Genomic DNA, 17258 nt, shown 5'->3' on the forward strand with positions numbered 1-17258 from the left:
GCCTTGACCTGAGTCCGCCTTGCGGCGGCGATCAGGAGTTGATCATGCTGCCCTATGTCGTCCGCCGTCTGCTGCAGGCCATCCCGATCCTGCTTGCGGTAGCCGGGCTTGTCTTCGTGATGTTCAGCGTCATTCCCGGCGACTTCGCCTCGACCCAGATGTCCGATGGCCGTTCGGTCGTCGATGCAGAGCAGGTCGCGCGCATGAACAAGCAATTCGGCCTCGACGATCCCCTCCATGTGCGCTTTGCAAAGTACGCCGCGAAGCTTGCGACGCTCGATCTCGGCACCTCGTTCCGCACCCGCCAGCCGGTGATCAATTCCCTGCTCGAGCGGATCTGGCCCAGTCTGCAGCTGGCCGTCGCCGCAATGGTGTTCGCCATCGCCCTCGGCATTCCGCTCGGCTTCCTGGCGGCGCTGAAACCGGGCGGCTGGCTCGACATGCAATCGATGTTCGTCGCCGTGTCGGGCCTGTCCCTGCCGCAGTTCTGGCTCGGGCTGATGTTGATGTATGCCTTCGCGCTGGTTCTCGGCTGGTTTCCCAGCTTCGGCTATGGCGACGGCAATCCGCGCTACATCGTGCTGCCGGCGGTCGCTCTCGGCGTGGCGCCACTCGCCCTGCTGGCCCGCACGACGCGCGCTGCCGTGCTCGAGGTCATGAACGCGGACTTCGTCCGCACTGCTCGCGCCAAGGGCAACAGCGAGGTCCGGGTGATGCGCTGGCATGTGGCGCGCAACGCGATGGTCATCGTGCTGACGACGCTGGGCCTGCAGTTCGGCTCGATCATGGGCGGCGCCGTCGTGATCGAGAAGCTTTTCGCTTGGCCGGGCATCGGCTCGCTGCTGGTCGACAGCGTGTCGCTGCGCGACATTCCCGTTGTCCAGGCCTGCATCCTGCTGCTCGTGCTTTTCTTCCTCGTCGTGAACATCATCGTGGACGTGCTCTGCGCTCTGATCGATCCGCGCATCAAATATACCTAGAGGTTGGGCAGCAGATGAAATTCCGAGCCAATCTCTGGATCGGTGGCGTGCTCTTCGCCGCCGTCGTGGTCGGCGGGACGCTGGCGCCCTGGCTGGCGCATACCGATCCCGTCATGGATGCCAATCTGATGAATGCCGAGGTTCCGCCCGGCGCCGAGTTCTGGTTCGGCACGGATGCGCAGGGTCGCGACATCTACAGCCGGGTGCTCTACGGCGCCCGCATCTCGCTGACGGTCGGCATCGTCTCGCAGATGATCAACACGGTGATCGGCGTGGCGTTGGGCATGTCGGCGGGGTATTTCGGCGGCTGGTGGGACGATTTCGTCAACGGCCTGACCAACCTCATGCTGTCGATCCCCTCGCTGGTCTTCGCGCTCGCCATCATGGCGATCCTCCAGCCGGGCCTGACCAGCCTTCTGATCGCGCTCGGCCTGACCAACTGGTCCTATACCTGCCGGCTGTCGCGGGCTGCGACGCTGTCGATCAAGCAGCAGGGCTATGTCGAGGCGGCGCGCTCCTTCGGCTCGAGCAACCTGCGGATCATGCTGCTGCAGATCCTGCCCAACATCGCCGGCCCGATCATCGTCATCGGCACGCTCGGCATGGGCGGCGCCGTGCTGGCGGAGGCCGCGCTGTCCTTCCTAGGACTCGGCATCCGCCCGCCTTTCCCGAGCTGGGGCAGCATGCTCTCGGATGCGCGCGACCAGATCACCACGGCGCCCTGGATCTCGGTCTTTCCGGGTCTCGCCATCTTCATGACCGTGCTCGGCCTCAACCTTCTGGGTGACGGTCTGCGCGACATCCTCGACCCACACTCGCAGCTTCGCAAAGCCTGATAGCAGAGCCTATGACCACGCCAGACCTGATCGATCCGCCGCTCGAGACCATTCGCTTCCATGGGCTGAAGGCGGGGCCGAAGCTCCTCGTGCTCGGTGCCGTCCATGGCAACGAAACCTGCGGGCCGAATGCGATCGCCCGCGTCGTCGAGGACTGCCGTGCGGGCCGCGTCTCGATCCAGCGCGGCGAGGTCACATTCCTGCCCGTCGCCAATCCGAAGGCCTACCGGCAGGACACCCGCGAGGGCGATCGCAACCTCAACCGCGACCTGCGCGAGCGGCCGCAACCGGGTGACAACGAGGACCGGATCGGCAACCGCCTCTCCGCCATCCTGCGCCAGCACGACATCCTGCTCGACGTCCACTCCTTCACCGGGGAGGGTGTGCCCTTCGTCTTCTTCGGGCCGGAGGACAATCGCGGCGATCTCGAGCCCTTCCGCCATGGCGCGGCCGAGGCCGCCTTTGCCGCTTGCCTCGGCGTCGACCTGATGATCCATGGTTGGCTCGACATCTATGTCCGCCTGATCGCGGCGCGCGAGCGGCTGAACCTGCCCAGGCTGGCCGTAACGGAAGGCTACGGCACCACCGAGTTCATGCGCTTCGCCGGCGGCTATGGCGTCACGCTGGAATGCGGGCGCCATGACGATCCGACCTCGGTCGATGTCGGCTACAAGGCGATCCGCAACGTGCTCGCGCATGTCGGGCTGACGGACGAGGCCGCTCCGACCGCCGAGAAACGCCTCGTCGTCCATATGGACGATCTCGTCATCTGCGAGGCGGAGGGCGATCGCGTCGAGGGAACGTGGAAGACAGGCGACCGGGTCGCCAAGGGCACGCCCATCGCCCGCCGCGCCGACGGCAGCATCCTGGCGATGCCGCGCGACGGTTTCATCATCTTCCCGAACCCCAAGGCCAAGCCCGGCGAGGGCATCTGCTATCTCGGCAGCGAAAGCCACCGCCGGCCGTGAGAGCAGGTCGCGTCGATCACTGGACGACGCCGCGCTTCTGTCCGAAGCCGGGGATGTAGCAGCCACAGCCTGCGCCGTAGGGCAGCGGCGGCGTCGGGCATTCCCCCCGGCCGGTGACGCAAATATTGCCGTAACGCGGCCTGTAGCGCGGCCGGTCATATCCGTAGCCGTAGGGTGGCGGAGGCGGCCTGTCGTAGCCATAGGGCGGTGGCGGCCGGTCATAGCCATAGGGCGGCGGCGGGGGCCGATAGGGGTCGTAATACTGAGCGCCGGCCGGAATGGCCGACAGCAGCATGGCCCCGGCGAATGCCGAGAGGACAAGCCCGTGGCGCGACATGGTCTTCCCTTTCCATTGTCTCGCCGCGACCAATGGCCGGCGACGAGAGTGCGGCCGTTCTAGCCTGCGAGCGATGAACGGAAGCTGAGCCGCTTTCCGCCGGATCGTTAAAAAGCCCGGGATCGGGCTGACGGAGTCTTAGGCCCGTAGAGCTATTAAATAATACTATGCACCTGCTGATGAGGCCCCGCAGGCGAGCGACGCGGTTGCCCGCCGAAATCGAGATCGAGATCATCTCGCGTCTCTTCGCCGCCTTGCCGCAAATCCTCTGCATCGCGGCCGGCCTGATCATCGGCTCCGCCATCATGGCCGTTCAGACGGCCGAGCCGATCTTCTGGTGGCTCACCGGCGCCGGCGTGCTGACGACGATCGCGCGCATCGTCAACATCATCGGCTTCAAGCGTCGCGACCCCGCGCAAAGGCTGACGCTGGAAGAGGCGCGGCGCTGGGAGAAGGGCTACGCCTACACGGCCTTCGCGTTCACCGGCGTCATCGCGACATTGACCATCACGGCCGCCTATCTCGGCCATCCCGGCGGCTTCGTGCTCAGCCTCGGCCTCAACATGGCGCTGACAGCCGGCTCATACCTGCGCACGCTGCGCTACTGGATCTGCGCCGGGCTTTCCTCGCTCGCCATCGGCGCTCAGATCGCCGCCTTCCTGCTCTCGGGCGATGCGCTGTACCAGGCGCTCAGCATCCTGCTCGCCGTCTATCTCTACTCGATCTTCGAAAGCTCCGATCACATCATCGGCCAGTTCGAGGAACTGATGATGGTGCGGCGCGAGCTGGATTTCGCGGCCAGCCACGATCCGCTCACCGGGCTCGCCAATCGCAGGGGGCTGGACCGCGTCCTCGATGAAGCCTGCGCCGGGGGACAGGCGCTCGGCCTGCTCTTGCTCGATCTCGACGGCTTCAAGCAGGTCAACGACCGGCACGGCCATCATGGTGGCGACGATCTGCTCAAGCAGGTCGCGGCGCGGCTCCAGGGCGTCACGCGGCCGGGCGACGTCGTGGCGCGCCTCGGCGGAGACGAATTCGCGATCGTCGTGCGCGGAACCGACGATGTCGCGGTGCTGTCGGATGTGGCCGACCGGGCCTTGTCCGTTCTCCAGGCGCCGTTCACGATGCTCGGCCAGTTCGCATCGGTCGGTGCCAGCGTCGGCGTCGCCGTCATGTCGGCGCAGGATTCCGAACGCTGGACGGTCGAGACCCTCAAGCGCTCGGCCGATCAGGCCCTCTACGGCGCCAAGCGCGCCGGCAAGGGGCGCAGCATGATCGCTGCCTAGGACGATGTCGCCTGACAGGTGACGTCAGGCGGCCGATCAGGCAGGGTCTAGCGCGATCAGCAGTTCACCGGCTGCCGCCGTTGCTCCCGCCTTCGTCGCGATGCGGGCGACCGTTCCGGCTATCGGGCTCTTCAGCTCCATGAAGAGCTTCATCGATTCGAGCACGGCGACGACCTGACCGGCGATGACGCTGTCGCCTTCGCCGACATGGATGGCTGCGACGGTGCCGGGCATGGTCGCGCGGATGGAGTCTCCGCCATGTCCCTGCGCATCGCGCGCAGCTGCCGCGGCCACTACCGCGAGCATGATGTCGATGCGCCCCTCGAAGGTGCCGTGGCGCAGGAAAAGCCCGGTGCGATCGAGCACCGCATCGACCGACCGGCGCTGGCCGTCGAGCAGCACGGATCGCGATGTTCCACCCGCCGCATCGTCGACGACGGCGATATCGAACTGTCGTTCGCCGATCGTCATGCGGAAGCCGCCGTCAAGCGCCTCTGCGCGCAACGGTCGTGCCTCGCCCGCTGACGTCAGTACGAGATGGCAGGCGCCGGGCTTGCCCGCTGGCGCGAGCAGGCGAAAGCTCGTCAGCGTGCCCCACGGTCCGGCTGGCACCTTGCCCCGAGTCGAAAGCCAGATCGCGGCGGCGATGGCGTCCCGTTCCGCGGCGTCGCCGACCGAGGGCTGCCACCCGCCCGGCCAGGTTTCCCCGATGAACAGCGTCGTCGCCTCGCCATCCGCGAAAGCCGGCTCCCTCAACGCATCGATCAGGAAGGGCCGGATCGTCGCCGGGCCGAGCACCGTCGTTCGCTCGAGGCCATCGGCGAGCAGCCGCCGGGCGGCGTCGCGGTCGGGGCCGTAGGCGATGACCTTGGCGAGCATCGAATCGTAGAAGGGCGAGACGGTGCTGCCGGTTTCGACGCCGCTGTCGACGCGCAGGCCCTCCGGCTCGCGCCAGAGCGCGATCGTGCCGGTATCCGGCCGAAAGCCTTCATCGGCCCGCTCGGCCGTCAGCCGCGCTTCGATGGCGTGGCCGGTGCAGGTGATCTCCTCCTGCCCGCGCGGCAGGGTTTCGCCGGCCGCGATCCGGATCTGCCATTCGACCAGATCGAGCCCAGTGATCGCCTCCGTCACGGGATGCTCGACCTGCAGGCGCGTGTTCATCTCGAGGAAGAACACCTCCTGCGTCACGGCATCGACCAGAAACTCCACCGTGCCGAGATTGTCGTAGGAAATGGCACGCGAGAGTTTCAGCGCATGCGCATGCAGCGCCTCGCGCGCTACCGGCTTGAGGTTCGGCGCCGGCGCCTCCTCCAGCAGCTTCTGGTTCGAGCGCTGCACCGAGCAGTCGCGCTCGAACAGATGGACGATGTTGCCGTACCTGTCGCCGGCGACCTGCACCTCGACATGGCGCGGCCGCGTCACGAATTTCTCGATCAGCAGGCGCCCATCGCCGAAGGCGGCCTCTGCCTCGCGGCTGGCGGCAACGATGGCGTTGTCCAGCTCGGCTTCGCTCTCGACCTTGCGGATGCCCTTGCCGCCACCGCCGGCCGAAGCCTTGACCATCACCGGCAGGCCGACGCGCAATGCCTCGCGCTTCAGCGTCTCGGGCGCCTGATCGGCGCCGTCATAGCCGGGAACGCCGGGCACGCCGGCTTCGCGCGCGATCTGCTTGGAGCGGATCTTGTCGCCCATCGCCTCGATGGCGCCGGCCGAGGGGCCGACGAAGGCGATGCCGTTCGCCTCGCAGGCGGCGATCAGGTCGAGACGCTCGGAGAGGAAGCCATAGCCCGGGTGGATCGCCTGCGTGCCCGTCGCGAGCGCCGCTTCGATGATGCGGTCGGCGCGGAGATAGGAATCGCGCGCAGGCGCCGGGCCGATACGCACGGCCCGATCGGCGAGTCGCACATGCAGCGCATCCTTGTCGGCGTCCGAATAGACCGCGACGGTGCGGATGCCGAGCTTGCGGCAGGTCCGGATGATCCGGCAGGCGATCTCGCCGCGATTGGCGATGAGGAGGGTGTCGAACATCAGATGCCTCGCCGGAAGCGCGCTGGGGCCGCATCCGTCATTCCGGGGCGCCGCGTAGCGGCGAGCCCGGAACCCAGAACCGATGCGGGAACAAGAAGGAGCGACGGGCCGATAGGCCTCGTTCTGTGAAGGCGTCGATTCTGGGTTCCGGGCTCATTGCTATGCAATGCCCCGGAATGACGGCGGAGGTTCCCGAGCATCGTCATCACATCCGGTAGACCGGCCGGGGGCCGGTGTCGCGGGCCTCGCCCGCCGAAAGAGCGAGGCACAGGCCGAGCACGTCGCGCGTCTGCGGGGGCTCGATGATGCCGTCGTCCCAGAGCCGGGCCGTGGCGTAATAGGGATCGCTCTGCTCCTCGAACTGCGCGCGCGTGCGCTTGTCGAGTTCGGCGATGGCGGCTTCGTCGCCCGAGCCCTTCAGGGACTGCCGGCGCAGCTCCGTCACCACCGTCGCCGCCACCTCCGGGCTCATCGTCGCGATGCGGGCATTCGGCCAGGAGAACAGGAAGCGCGGCCGGAAACCGCGACCGCACATGCCGTAATTGCCGGCGCCATACGATCCGCCGATCAGCACGGTGTATTTCGGCACGCGCGCATTCGAGACGGCATAGACCAGCTTGGCCGAGTGCTTGGCGATGCCGCCACGCTCGGCCTCGGTGCCGACCATGAAGCCGGTGATGTTCTGCAGGAAGAGGATCGGGATCTGGCGCTGGTCGCAAAGCTCGATGAAATGCGCGCCCTTGATCGCGGACTCGGAGAACAGCACGCCGTTATTGGCGAGGATGCCGACCGGGTAGCCGTGAATATGGGCGAAGCCGGTGACGAGCGTTGCACCGTAATCGGGCTTGAAGGCGCTGAAGGCGCTGTTGTCGACGATGCGGGCGATGACCTCGCTGATGTCGTAGGGCCGGCGCAGATCGGTCGGCACGATGTCGACGAGCTCCGCCGGATCGAGCCTCGGCGCGGCGGCCGGCTGTGGAGGCGGCGCGATGCGTCCGATCTCGCTGAGCGCACCGACGATCTCGCGCAGTTTGGCGAGGCCTTCCATCTCGCTCTCGACGAGATGATCGCTGACGCCGGAGACGAGCGTGTGCATCTCGGCGCCGCCCAGCGTCTCGCCATCGACGATCTCATGGATCGCTGCCTTCACGATCGGCGGGCCGCCGAGGTGGATGCGGCCGGTGCCCTTGACCATGATGACCTGGTCGGACAGCGCCGGGATATAGGCGCCCCCGGCCGTCGCGCCGCCGAAGACGATCGATATCTGCGGGATGCCCGCTGCCGACATCCGGCACTGGTTGTAGAAGCTGCCGCCGAAATGGTCGCGATCGGGGAAGACACGGTCTTGCTCGGGCAGGAATGCGCCGCCGCAATCCACGAGATAGAGGCAGGGCAGCCGATGTTCCTCGGCGATCTCTTGCGCGCGCAGATGCTTGCGGACCGTCTCCGCAAAAAAGGAGCCGCCCTTCACCGTCGCGTCGTTCGCGATCAGCATGCAGGCGCGCCCCGCGACTATCCCGATCCCGATGACGATGCCGGCGCCCGGTACTTCGTTGCCATAAAGGCCGTGGGCCGCCAGTGGCGACAATTCGAGGAAAGGCGTCTGTGGATCGAGCAGCAGATCGATGCGCTCGCGCACCATGATCTTGCCGCGAGACTTGTGGCGGGCGCGGAGCTTCTCGCCGCCGCCTTGGGCAACGAGGCTATGGCGCTCGCGCAATGTCTCCAGCATGGCGGAGAGCGGGGGAGGGGCCGTTGCAGCTTGCGATGCTGTCTCAGACATGGGCGCACTCCTCCAAAGCCGCCGTCATTCCGGGCGCAGCGAAGCGGAGACCCGGAATCCATCGAAGGGCATCGTGCTCTATGATGGATTCCGGATCAGCGCCGCTGTCGCGGCTTGTCCGGAATGACGGGTTTCCGTCGATCCAAGGTAGAATGGGCGTCTTGATCTCGCTGCGACATTCACCTACCGTCCGGTAGGTAGTCAGATCGCGGCGCCGCGGTCAAGCAGGAGGACGTGATGTCGGCAGTCGAGAAGCTTGCAGGCGAAGGCGCCCGTCGTTCGCCCTATTTCACCGAGGAGCACGAGGCGCTGCGCGATCAGGTCCGCCGCTTCGTCGAGACCGAGATCAAGCCGCACGCCCTGCAATGGGAAGAGGACGGCTTCGTCCCGCGCGCCGTGCTGCGCAAGATGGGCGAGCTCGGCTTCTTCGGCATCCGCTACCCCGCCGAATATGGCGGCTCCGAGATGGACACGATGGCGACCGTCGTGCTGGCGGAGGAACTGGGACGCTCGACCTTCTCGGGCGTCGCCATCACGGCGCTGGTCCACACCGACATGGCCTCGGTCCATATCGCCAATGCCGGCAGTCAGGCCCAGAAGGACAAGTACCTGCCCGCCATCATCGCCGGCGAGAAGATCGTCGCTGTCGCCGTCACCGAGCCCGATGCCGGCTCGGACGTGAAGGGCATCCGCACCACCGCGCGGCGCGAGGGCGACCATTATGTCCTCAACGGCGCCAAGATGTTCATCACCAACGGCGTCCATGCCGATCTCTACTGCGTCGCCGCCAAGACCGATCCGCAGGGCCGGCCCTCGCAGTCGGTCTCGATCTTCCTCGTCGAGAAGGGCACGCCCGGCTTCTCGGTCTCTCGCGCGCTCGACAAGCATGGCTGGCGCTCCTCGGATACCGCCGAGCTCTCCTTCGTCGATTGCCGCGTGCCGGCCGAGAACCTGCTCGGGCAGGAGGGGCGCGGCTTCTACGCGATCATGAGCAATTTCCAGAACGAGCGCACCGTGATCGGCGCCATGGCGATAGGCGAGTCGCAGGCCGCACTCGACCTGACACTGGACTATGTGAAGACGCGCAAGGCCTTCGGCGCGCCGCTCTGGGAGAAGCAGGCGATCCGCCAGCGCCTCGCCGAACTCGCCGGCAAGGTCGAGGCCGGTCGCCAGCTCGTCTACCACGCCGCCTGGCTCGATGCGCAGGGCTTCGATGCCACCCGCGAGGTCTCGATGGTCAAGGCCTACTGCGGCGAGCTGGTCAATGAAGTCATGTATGACTGCCTGCAGTTCCACGGCGGCATGGGCTACATGCGCGAAAGCGCGATCGAGCGCATGACCCGCGACGCGCGCGTCCAGTCCATCGGCGGCGGCGCGACCGAGGTCATGCTGGAAGAGGTCGCGAAGCGGCTGTGAGCGAAGCCCAAATCGCGCGAGCAGCACCCGAGGGCGGCTCTCGCCGCCTGATCCTCGATCATGCCGCGCGCCTGCTGCGCAATGGCGGCTATTACCAGACCACGTTGCGCGAGATCGCCGAGGCCGTCGGCATCCGCAAGGCGAGCCTCTATTACCATTTCGCCTCGAAGGAGGAGATCGTCGAGGCAGTGGTGAATGACGGCGTCCGCTTCGTGCATCAGGGCGTCGTCGCTGCGCTCGTTGCGACGGAGGGTGCGCCGCCGCGGCAAAGGCTGGAGGCGGCCATTCGCGGCCATCTCGCGGCGCTGCACGGCCATGGCGACTACACCACCGCCAGCATCAAGGTGTTCAATTTCGGCGCGGCGCCGGCGCCGGCGAGCGTGCGGGCCGTGCGCCGCGCCTACGAGGAGGTCTGGAGCGAGTTGATCGCCGAACTGCAGCAGGCCGGCACGCTGCCGGCCGGGCGCTCGCCGGACGTCCTGCGCAATTTCCTGCTGGGCGCGCTCAACGGCTCGACCGACTGGTACCGGCCGGAGCGTTTCGATATCGATGCGCTCGCGCGCGAGTTCGCGGCGTTGTTGTCGCCGATTTCATGAACGGGCCGTTCCGCCGCCAACGCAGAGGCGGGCCGCGCCGATGCTGCTGACGGGCGCCGCTGCCGTGCTAGCATCGCTCCGCGAGGCCGTTGGTTGCCTCGTTGTCTGACGAGGATGCTTCGCCTGATGCGCGCCTTCTACCACTCCGATCAAGCTCTTCATGATCCGCAGCAATATATGCGCTTCGGCAAGGTCGTCGCTCCCAAGGACCTGCCGGAACGGACCGAGCGGCTGCTCGGCGCGCTGGCGCAGCATGGCATCACGCCGGAGCAGCCGGCGGCTCATGGCGTCGATCCGATCCTGGAAATCCATGACGAGGGCTTCGTGCGCTTCCTCGAGGGGCTGTGGGACCGCTGGAAGGACCTGCCCGAGCGCGGCCCTGAAGCCTGGCCCAACACCTTCCCCTATTGGAGCGGCCGTTCGGACGAGGGTGTCCGCCCGCCCTGCCGGCCGACCGGCATCGTCGGACAGATGGGCTGGTATCTCGGCGATCTCTCGGTGCCGGTCGGCGAGCATTGCTGGCATTCCACTTTGCGCTCGGCCGAGACCGCAGTTTCCGGTGCCGATGCGGTCCTGGCGGGCGCGCGCGCGGTCTATTCGCTCTGCCGGCCCTCAGGCCACCATGCCCGTGCCGACCGGGCCTCGGGCTTCTGCTACATCAACAACTCGGCCGTCGCCGCGCAGCACCTGCGCTCCAAATTCGGCAAGGTCGCGATTCTCGACGTCGATGCCCATCACGGCGACGGCACGCAGCAGATCTTCTATCGCCGCGACGATGTGCTGACGATCTCGGTCCATGCCGATCCGGTGAACTACTATCCCTTCTTCACCGGCTATGAGGACGAGCGCGGCAACGGGCCGGGCGAGGGCTTCAACCTCAACCTGCCGCTCGCGCATGGAGCGGGCGGGGCCGAGATGCAGGCGGCCGTCGACCGCGCCGGCAAGGCGATCCGCGATTTCGGCGCAGAGGCTCTGGTCGTCGCGCTCGGCTACGACGCGCACAAGGACGATCCGATCGGCGTGCTGAAGCTTGAGGCAAGCGATTTCGGCACGATCGGCCGGCAGGTGAAGGGCCTGGGCCTGCCGACGCTCGTCGTGCAGGAAGGCGGCTACGCCATCGGGGCGATCGGCGACTGCCTCGATGCATTCCTGGGTGGGTTCAAGGAATAGGGCTTCGGCGCCACTCCGCCAGGTAGTCGTGCAGCACCCGGCCAAAAGGTAGGGTGAAGTCGACGACCTGGTGGCGTGCGCTCACGATCCTCCGCACCGGAAAATCGGCGACCCGGCAGTTGACATGCGGGATGAGGTGCAGTCGCGCCTCGCCCTCCCAGGCGCCGTGGACCGTGATGTCGGTGAGGTTATAGCCGACGAGTTGCGCCACCTTCGGCGAGCCGTCGACATCGGGCAGCAGCTTCAGGTTGACGTTCAGCCCGGCAATGCCGTCGCGGACCTTGTCGAGCTGATCCTCGAGGCTCCGATGCTTGTAGGTCATCGTGCCCATCGCCACGCGCTCGCCGTCATAATGCAACGTCCCGGTCAGGGTATCTTTCATCACGCCGAGGCGCGGCACGCCGTATTTCTTGGGAAAGCCCCAGATCTCGCGTCCGCCGGTGATGGGCGGCTCGTCGTCGAGATACATCTGGACGGAGAAATTGCAGGGCTCGCCGTTGTAGATCGCCCGGATGCCGGTGCCGCTTTCCTCGTAATCGCCGAAGCCGGAAGAATCCGGCATCTTCATCCATTCATAAAAGACGAGGTTGCCGGGTGCGGGTTCGAGTGGCTCCGGCAGCGCGGCGCGGATGATCTCGAGGTCGGTCTCGTAGGTGATGATCAGGTATTCCCGCTTGATGAAGCGGTTTGGCGGATGCGGGTAGCTCGGGCTGAAGACCGGCATCGACGGCGCCTTGAGGATCTCGTCCCGATTCATGCTGGTCGCTCCTTCTGGAAATCAGCCGCAACTCTGGCAGGGGCCCCGCGACAGATTGATGGTGACCGGATGAATAGGGAAGCTTCTCCTCACGGCTCGCGCAAAGATCACCCTCCACCCGTGTTCCTCGGGTGGAGGGTGATTTGTCTCGAACGGCTTCTCAGATCACCGCTTCGATCAGGAACGGCCCCTTCTTCGCCAGCGCCGCCTTGAACAGGCTGGTGAACTCCTCGGCCGTCGTGGCGCGTGCGGCTTCCACGCCCATGCCCTTGGCCATAGAGACCCAGTCCAGCGCCGGCTCGTCGATATTGAGCATCAGCGTTGCGTTGCGACCGAAATCGTTGACGCCGACGGCGCGCATCTCGCCGTGCAGGATCTGGTAGGTCCGGTTGGCGAAGACGACGGTGACGATGTCGAGATTCTCGCGCGCCTGCGTCCACAGCCCCTGCACGGTGTACATGCCCGAGCCGTCGGCCTGCATGCCGATGACCTTGCGGTCCGGGCAGGCGACGGCCGCGCCGATGGCGAGCGGGATGCCTTCGCCGATCGCGCCGCCGGTGAGCTGGATGTAGTCGTGCTGCGGCGCGCTGTGGCAGTCGTAGTAGAAGCTGCGGCCCGAGGAGACCGACTCGTCGCAGACGATGCAGTTCTCCGGCAGCAGCGCCGAGACGATGGCGCAGGCCTTGTCGGCGTCGAGCTTGCCGGTCGGCAGCGCCGGCTGCTCCTTGCGCGGCGGGGCGATATAGGCGGGGGCGATCTTCGTCGCGCCCATCTCCTCGGCGAGCGCGGTGATCGATGCCGGCAGGTCGTCACCGGGGCTGGCCAGCGTCGCGACCTCGCAGCCGTCATGGATCAGGCGGCCCGGCTTGCCCGGATAGGCGAAGAAGCCGACCGGGGTCTGCGCGCCGACGAGCACGAGATAGTCGATGTCCTTCAACTGCTCGAGCGCCTTGTCGATCGGATAGAAGACCTTGGGCATGGCGACGCGGCCGGCGCCGCGCTGGATGCGCCCGTTCGACATCTGGCTGAAGACCTTGGCACCCGTCGAAGCGCAGATGCGGGCCGCCATCTCCATCGGTTTCTCGCGCAGCGCCAGGCCCGTCAGCATGATCGCGGCGCGCGCGCCGTGCTTGCGCAGGCCGGCTGCGACCGTGCGGATCGCAGCGGAATCGACGCTCTTCAATGCCGGCAAGGTCGTCGGCTTGAGATCGGCCGGCTCGACGCTGCCCCAGGCGCAGTCGGCCGGCAGGATCACGGTGGTGACGCCCGGCAGCGTCAGCGAGGCGACATAGGCCTCCCCGATCGCCGGGCCGACATCCTCCGCCGTGGCGATGCGACGGACGAAATGCGACATCGGATGCGCGAGGCTCTCGATGTCGCTGGTCAGCGGCGCGTCATGGACGAGATGATAGGTCGCATGGTCGCCGACGACGTTGATCATCGGCGTGCGGGCGCGCCGCGCATTGTGCATGTTGGCCAGCGCATTCGCCATGCCCGGCCCGCAATGCAGCAACGTGGCGGCGGGCTTGTCGGCCATGCGGGCATAGCCGTCGGCTGCGCCGGTCACCACGCCCTCGAACAAGCCGAGCACGCAGCGCATCTGCGGCTTGCGGTCGAGCGCCGCGACGAAATGCATCTCGGACGTGCCGGGATTGGCGAAGCAGGTATCGACGCCGTTGATCAGGAGCGTGTCGCAAAGGCGGTCGGCGCCGTTCATACTGGAAACCTCGACTCGAAAGGGCGCCCTTGCGCCAGCGGGCAAGAGGGGAGGAAATTCCTCCCGCCCTGTCAAACGAGAGAATGTCATGGCTTTCCCAAGCGACGCTGATCGGCCGCTTGACGGATTTGCATATGCATTTAACCTGATTTGGAACGAAGGTTGCATCCCGCCGCGAATGACGCTGTCTAGCGTCCTGAGTGGCGCGTTCGCCGCAAAACAGGGGAAGGGTTTCGATCATGGCAGCATTCAAGCGCATGGGCGCCGCAGTCGGCTTTGGCCTTGCCGCGCTCCTGGCGGCGGGCGGCGCTCAGGCACAGACCAAGGTGAATATCGGCATCTCCGGCTGGACCGGCTTCGCGCCGCTGGTTCTCGCCAAGGAAGCCGGCATCTTCGCGAAGAACGGCCTCGACGTGACGATCAAGAAGATCCCGCAGAAGGATCGCCACCTCGCCATCGCCTCGGGCGACATCCAGTGCGCCGCGACGACGGTCGAGACCTGGATCGTCTGGGATGCCGCTGGCATCAAGACCAAGCAGATCTTCCAGCTCGACAAGAGCTACGGCGCCGACGGCATGGCCGTGCGCAGCGGTGTCGGCTCGATCAAGGACCTCAAGGGCAAGACGGTGGCGGCCTCGGCGCCGGGCACCTCGCCCTATTTCGCGCTGGCCTGGTTCCTCAAGGAGAACGGCCTGTCGGTGAAGGATGTCAGCGTCGTCAACATGGAGCCCGGCCCGGCCGCGCAGGCCTTCATCGCCGGCCAGAACGACGCCGCCATGACCTATGAGCCCTATCTCTCCTCCGTCCGCGACAAGCCCGATGCCGGCAAGATCATCGCGACCACGCTCGAATACCCTATGGTGATGGACACCTTCGGCTGCACGCCGGCCTTCCTCGTCAACGACAAGGCCGCGGCAGCGCTGACCCAGAGCTATTTCGAGGCGCTGGAGATGATCAAGAAGGACCCGGCCAAGGCCTATGAGATCATGGGCGCGGATGTGAAGCAGACCGGCGAGCAGTTCGGCAAGTCGGCCGCGTTCCTGCGCTGGTCCGATGCCGAGGGCAACAAGGCGTTCTTCGCCGGCGACTGGCAGGCCTTCTCGGCCAAGGCCGCCGACCTGCTGCTCGAGATCGGCCTGATCAAGGCCAAGCCTGATCTCGCCTCGCTGGTCGACACGAAGTTCGTCGCCGGCAAGTGAACGCCGACGCGTGACGGAAGACATCCTTCCGGACGTCCTCGAACCCGGCCTGCGCGTCGTCTTCTGCGGCACGCAGGCCGGGGCCGTCTCGGCCCGGCGGAGAGCCTATTATGCCGGCCCCGGCAACAAGTTCTGGACGGTGCTTCACCAGACCGGGCTGCTGCCGGTGAAGCTGGCGCCGGAAGAGTTCCGGAGCCTGCCGCGCTACGGCATCGGCCTCACCGATGTCGCCAAGCGAACCTCCGGCCCCGACTCGGCGCTGCGAGGCGGCCATTTCGACGTGGCTGGCTTCACGGCGCGGATTGCAGCCAGCACGCCCGGTATCGTCGCCTTCAACGGCAAGCGCGCCGCGCAGGCCGCGCTCGGAATTCGCGAAGGCCGTCTCGCCTACGGGCTTCAGCCCGGAAAACTGGCGGGCGCCAAAATCTATATCCTCCCCTCGACCTCCGGCGCTGCCGCCGGCTTCTGGTCGATCGAACCCTGGAAGCAACTGGCCATGGCCGTGACCGGAACGACAGCGCGATGAGACCTTTGCAACCCGTCTCCGCCACGGCCCGCATCGGCTATGGCCTGGCCTTCTTCGTACTCTTCGTCGCGCTCTGGTCGGTCGCGACCTTCGGCGGCTACGTCCAGCGCCTCTTCCTGGCCGATCCGCTGACCATGGTCGCCGAGGGCTACAACCTGCTGGTGCGCTACGGCTTCAGTTTCGACATCATGATGACGATCTGGCGCGTCCTCGGCGGCTTCATCATCGCCGTCATCGTCGCCCTGCCTCTCGGCATCCTGATGGGTGCCTACAAGCCGATCGAGGCGTTCCTGGAGCCGTTCGTCTCCTTTGCGCGCTATCTGCCGGCCTCTGCCTTCATCCCCTTGCTGATCCTGTGGGCCGGCATCGGCGAGACGCAGAAGCTGCTCGTCATCTTCATCGGCTCGGTCTTCCAGCTCATCCTGATGATCGCGGTCTCGGTCGGCTCGATCCGGCGCGATCTCGTAGATGCCGCCTATACGCTGGGCGCGACCGACAGCTCGGTGGTGCGCCGCGTGATGTTGCCGAAGGCGGCGCCCGAGATCGCCGAAATCTTCCGCCTCGTGCTCGGCTGGGCCTGGACCTATGTCATCGTCGCCGAGCTGATCGGCTCCTCGTCGGGCATCGGCCACATGATCACCGACAGCCAGGCGCTGCTGAACACCGGGCAGATCATCTTCGGCATCATCGTGATCGGCCTGATCGGGCTGGTCTCGGATTTCCTCTTCAAGGCGGTCAACCAGCGCCTCTTTCCATGGGCGCGCGCATGAGCAAGCTAGTCATCGAGAACGTCGGCAAGGTCTTCCCGGGCCAGCGCGGCGGCGAGCCGACGCGCGCGCTGATGCCGACCTCGCTCACCGTCGCGGACAACGATTTCATCACCATCCTCGGCCCCTCCGGCTGCGGCAAGTCGACCTTACTGCGCATCATCGGCGGGCTGGAGACGGCGAGCGAGGGGCGCATCATGCTGGACGGCGCCCCGGTCTTGGGGCCCGGCGCCGATCGCGGCTTCGTCTTCCAAAGCTACACGCTCTTCCCCTGGCTCACCGTGCAGCAGAACATCGCCTTCGGCCTGCGCGAGAAGGGCGTTTCCGAAACGCAGCGGCTGAAGATCGCTCGCGACTGGGCGGCGCGCGTCGGGCTTTCCGGCTTCGTCGACCATTTCCCGAAGCAGCTTTCGGGCGGCATGCAGCAGCGCACGGCGATTGCCCGTGCGCTCGCCAACGACCCCAAGATCCTGCTGCTCGACGAGCCCTTCGGCGCGCTCGACAACCAGACGCGTGCGCTGATGCAGGAGATGCTGCTCGGCATCTGGGAACGCGAGCAGAAGACGGTGCTCTTCGTCACCCATGACATCGAGGAGGCGATCTTCGTCGGCTCCCGCGTCGTGGTGATGAGCGCGCGTCCGGGGCGGATCAAGGCCGACATCCCGGTCAACCTGCCGCATCCGCGGCCCTACACGATCAAGACCACGCCGGAATTCGTCTCCCTCAAGGAACGGCTGGTCGAGGAAATCCGGGCCGAGGTCATCGCCGCCGACCACTAAGCCGGTTGACAGATTGTCGCACCTTTGTTTCCCTCGCCTGAATTGGCCTGACCACATGGCCAAAACGACCCCGGCACGAACCGGGGTCATCGAGAGGGAACCGGGGAGCCGTC

Annotated in this window: 16 protein-coding genes; 11 read left to right on the forward strand and 5 right to left on the reverse strand. The window is 66.5% G+C overall.

Annotation, left to right across the window (positions count from 1 at the left end; translation table 11 throughout):
- Positions 1–44 precede the first annotated feature (44 nt).
- The 3 genes from NWE53_RS25525 to NWE53_RS25535 are packed head-to-tail and all read left to right on the forward strand — an operon-like array spanning position 45 to position 2784.
- Positions 45–980 carry an ABC transporter permease gene (locus NWE53_RS25525; protein WP_265052093.1) on the forward strand — a complete coding sequence of 312 codons (936 nt, stop codon included), beginning with the start codon at positions 45–47 and terminating at the stop codon, positions 978–980.
- Positions 981–994: 14 nt separating this feature from the next.
- Positions 995–1816 (forward strand): ABC transporter permease, encoded by an 822-nt coding sequence (locus tag NWE53_RS25530; protein WP_265052094.1) that lies wholly within the window; start codon positions 995–997, stop codon positions 1814–1816.
- 11 nt (positions 1817–1827) lie between these two features.
- Positions 1828–2784, forward strand: coding sequence for a succinylglutamate desuccinylase/aspartoacylase family protein (locus NWE53_RS25535; protein WP_265052095.1), 957 nt, complete (start codon positions 1828–1830; stop codon positions 2782–2784).
- Positions 2785–2800: 16 nt separating this feature from the next.
- Here the strand turns inward: NWE53_RS25535 and NWE53_RS25540 are convergent, their stop codons facing one another.
- A complete protein-coding gene (locus tag NWE53_RS25540; RefSeq protein WP_265052096.1) occupies positions 2801–3121 on the reverse strand; it encodes a hypothetical protein in 321 nt (106 codons plus the stop codon).
- A gap of 206 nt (positions 3122–3327) precedes the next feature.
- Between NWE53_RS25540 and NWE53_RS25545 the strand changes: the two genes are divergently transcribed.
- On the forward strand, positions 3328–4407 hold the full coding sequence (locus tag NWE53_RS25545) for a GGDEF domain-containing protein (RefSeq protein ID WP_265052097.1): 1080 nt from the start codon (positions 3328–3330) through the stop codon (positions 4405–4407).
- A gap of 36 nt (positions 4408–4443) precedes the next feature.
- Here NWE53_RS25545 and NWE53_RS25550 read toward each other — a convergent pair whose 3' ends face one another.
- Together NWE53_RS25550 and NWE53_RS25555 are read right to left on the reverse strand one after the other, a co-directional pair.
- Entirely contained in the window at positions 4444–6435 is a 1992-nt protein-coding gene (locus NWE53_RS25550; protein WP_265052098.1) for an acetyl/propionyl/methylcrotonyl-CoA carboxylase subunit alpha, read from the reverse strand.
- Positions 6436–6640: 205 nt separating this feature from the next.
- Positions 6641–8218 (reverse strand): acyl-CoA carboxylase subunit beta, encoded by a 1578-nt coding sequence (locus tag NWE53_RS25555; RefSeq protein ID WP_265052099.1) that lies wholly within the window; start codon positions 8216–8218, stop codon positions 6641–6643.
- Between the two features lie 237 nt (positions 8219–8455).
- On the opposite strand from NWE53_RS25555, the gene NWE53_RS25560 reads away from it, so the two are divergent.
- From NWE53_RS25560 to NWE53_RS25570, 3 genes are all read left to right on the forward strand, one after another.
- Positions 8456–9634, forward strand: coding sequence for an acyl-CoA dehydrogenase family protein (locus NWE53_RS25560; RefSeq protein ID WP_265052100.1), 1179 nt, complete (start codon positions 8456–8458; stop codon positions 9632–9634).
- Entirely contained in the window at positions 9631–10230 is a 600-nt protein-coding gene (locus tag NWE53_RS25565) for a TetR/AcrR family transcriptional regulator (protein ID WP_265052101.1), read from the forward strand. Before NWE53_RS25560 ends, NWE53_RS25565 begins: the two co-directional genes overlap by 4 nt.
- A 126-nt stretch (positions 10231–10356) precedes the next feature.
- Positions 10357–11400, forward strand: coding sequence for a histone deacetylase family protein (locus NWE53_RS25570; RefSeq protein WP_265052102.1), 1044 nt, complete (start codon positions 10357–10359; stop codon positions 11398–11400).
- Here the strand turns inward: NWE53_RS25570 and NWE53_RS25575 are convergent.
- Positions 11390–12157 carry an acetoacetate decarboxylase gene (locus NWE53_RS25575; protein WP_265052103.1) on the reverse strand — a complete coding sequence of 256 codons (768 nt, stop codon included), beginning with the start codon at positions 12155–12157 and terminating at the stop codon, positions 11390–11392. The genes NWE53_RS25570 and NWE53_RS25575 overlap by 11 nt on opposite strands.
- A gap of 160 nt (positions 12158–12317) precedes the next feature.
- The gene (locus tag NWE53_RS25580; protein WP_265052104.1) at positions 12318–13874 is read right to left on the reverse strand and encodes an acetolactate synthase large subunit; all 1557 of its coding nucleotides are present in this window, start codon (positions 13872–13874) and stop codon (positions 12318–12320) included.
- 239 nt (positions 13875–14113) lie between these two features.
- On the opposite strand from NWE53_RS25580, the gene NWE53_RS25585 reads away from it, so the two are divergent.
- The 4 genes from NWE53_RS25585 to NWE53_RS25600 are packed head-to-tail and all read left to right on the forward strand — an operon-like array spanning position 14114 to position 17145.
- Positions 14114–15073 (forward strand): ABC transporter substrate-binding protein, encoded by a 960-nt coding sequence (locus NWE53_RS25585; RefSeq protein WP_265052105.1) that lies wholly within the window; start codon positions 14114–14116, stop codon positions 15071–15073.
- Positions 15074–15083: 10 nt separating this feature from the next.
- Positions 15084–15599, forward strand: a complete 516-nt coding sequence (locus tag NWE53_RS25590) for a mismatch-specific DNA-glycosylase (protein WP_265052106.1) — start codon at positions 15084–15086, stop codon at positions 15597–15599.
- Positions 15596–16369: an ABC transporter permease gene (locus NWE53_RS25595; RefSeq protein WP_265052107.1), complete on the forward strand. Its 774-nt coding sequence runs from the start codon at positions 15596–15598 to the stop codon at positions 16367–16369. The genes NWE53_RS25590 and NWE53_RS25595 overlap by 4 nt, the downstream gene beginning before the upstream one ends.
- On the forward strand, positions 16366–17145 hold the full coding sequence (locus NWE53_RS25600) for an ABC transporter ATP-binding protein (protein ID WP_265052108.1): 780 nt from the start codon (positions 16366–16368) through the stop codon (positions 17143–17145). The genes NWE53_RS25595 and NWE53_RS25600 overlap by 4 nt, the downstream gene beginning before the upstream one ends.
- The last annotated feature ends 113 nt before the right edge of the window (positions 17146–17258 follow it).

The sequence above is a fragment of the Bosea sp. NBC_00550 genome, assembly GCF_026020075.1.
Lineage (GTDB): Bacteria > Pseudomonadota > Alphaproteobacteria > Rhizobiales > Beijerinckiaceae > Allobosea.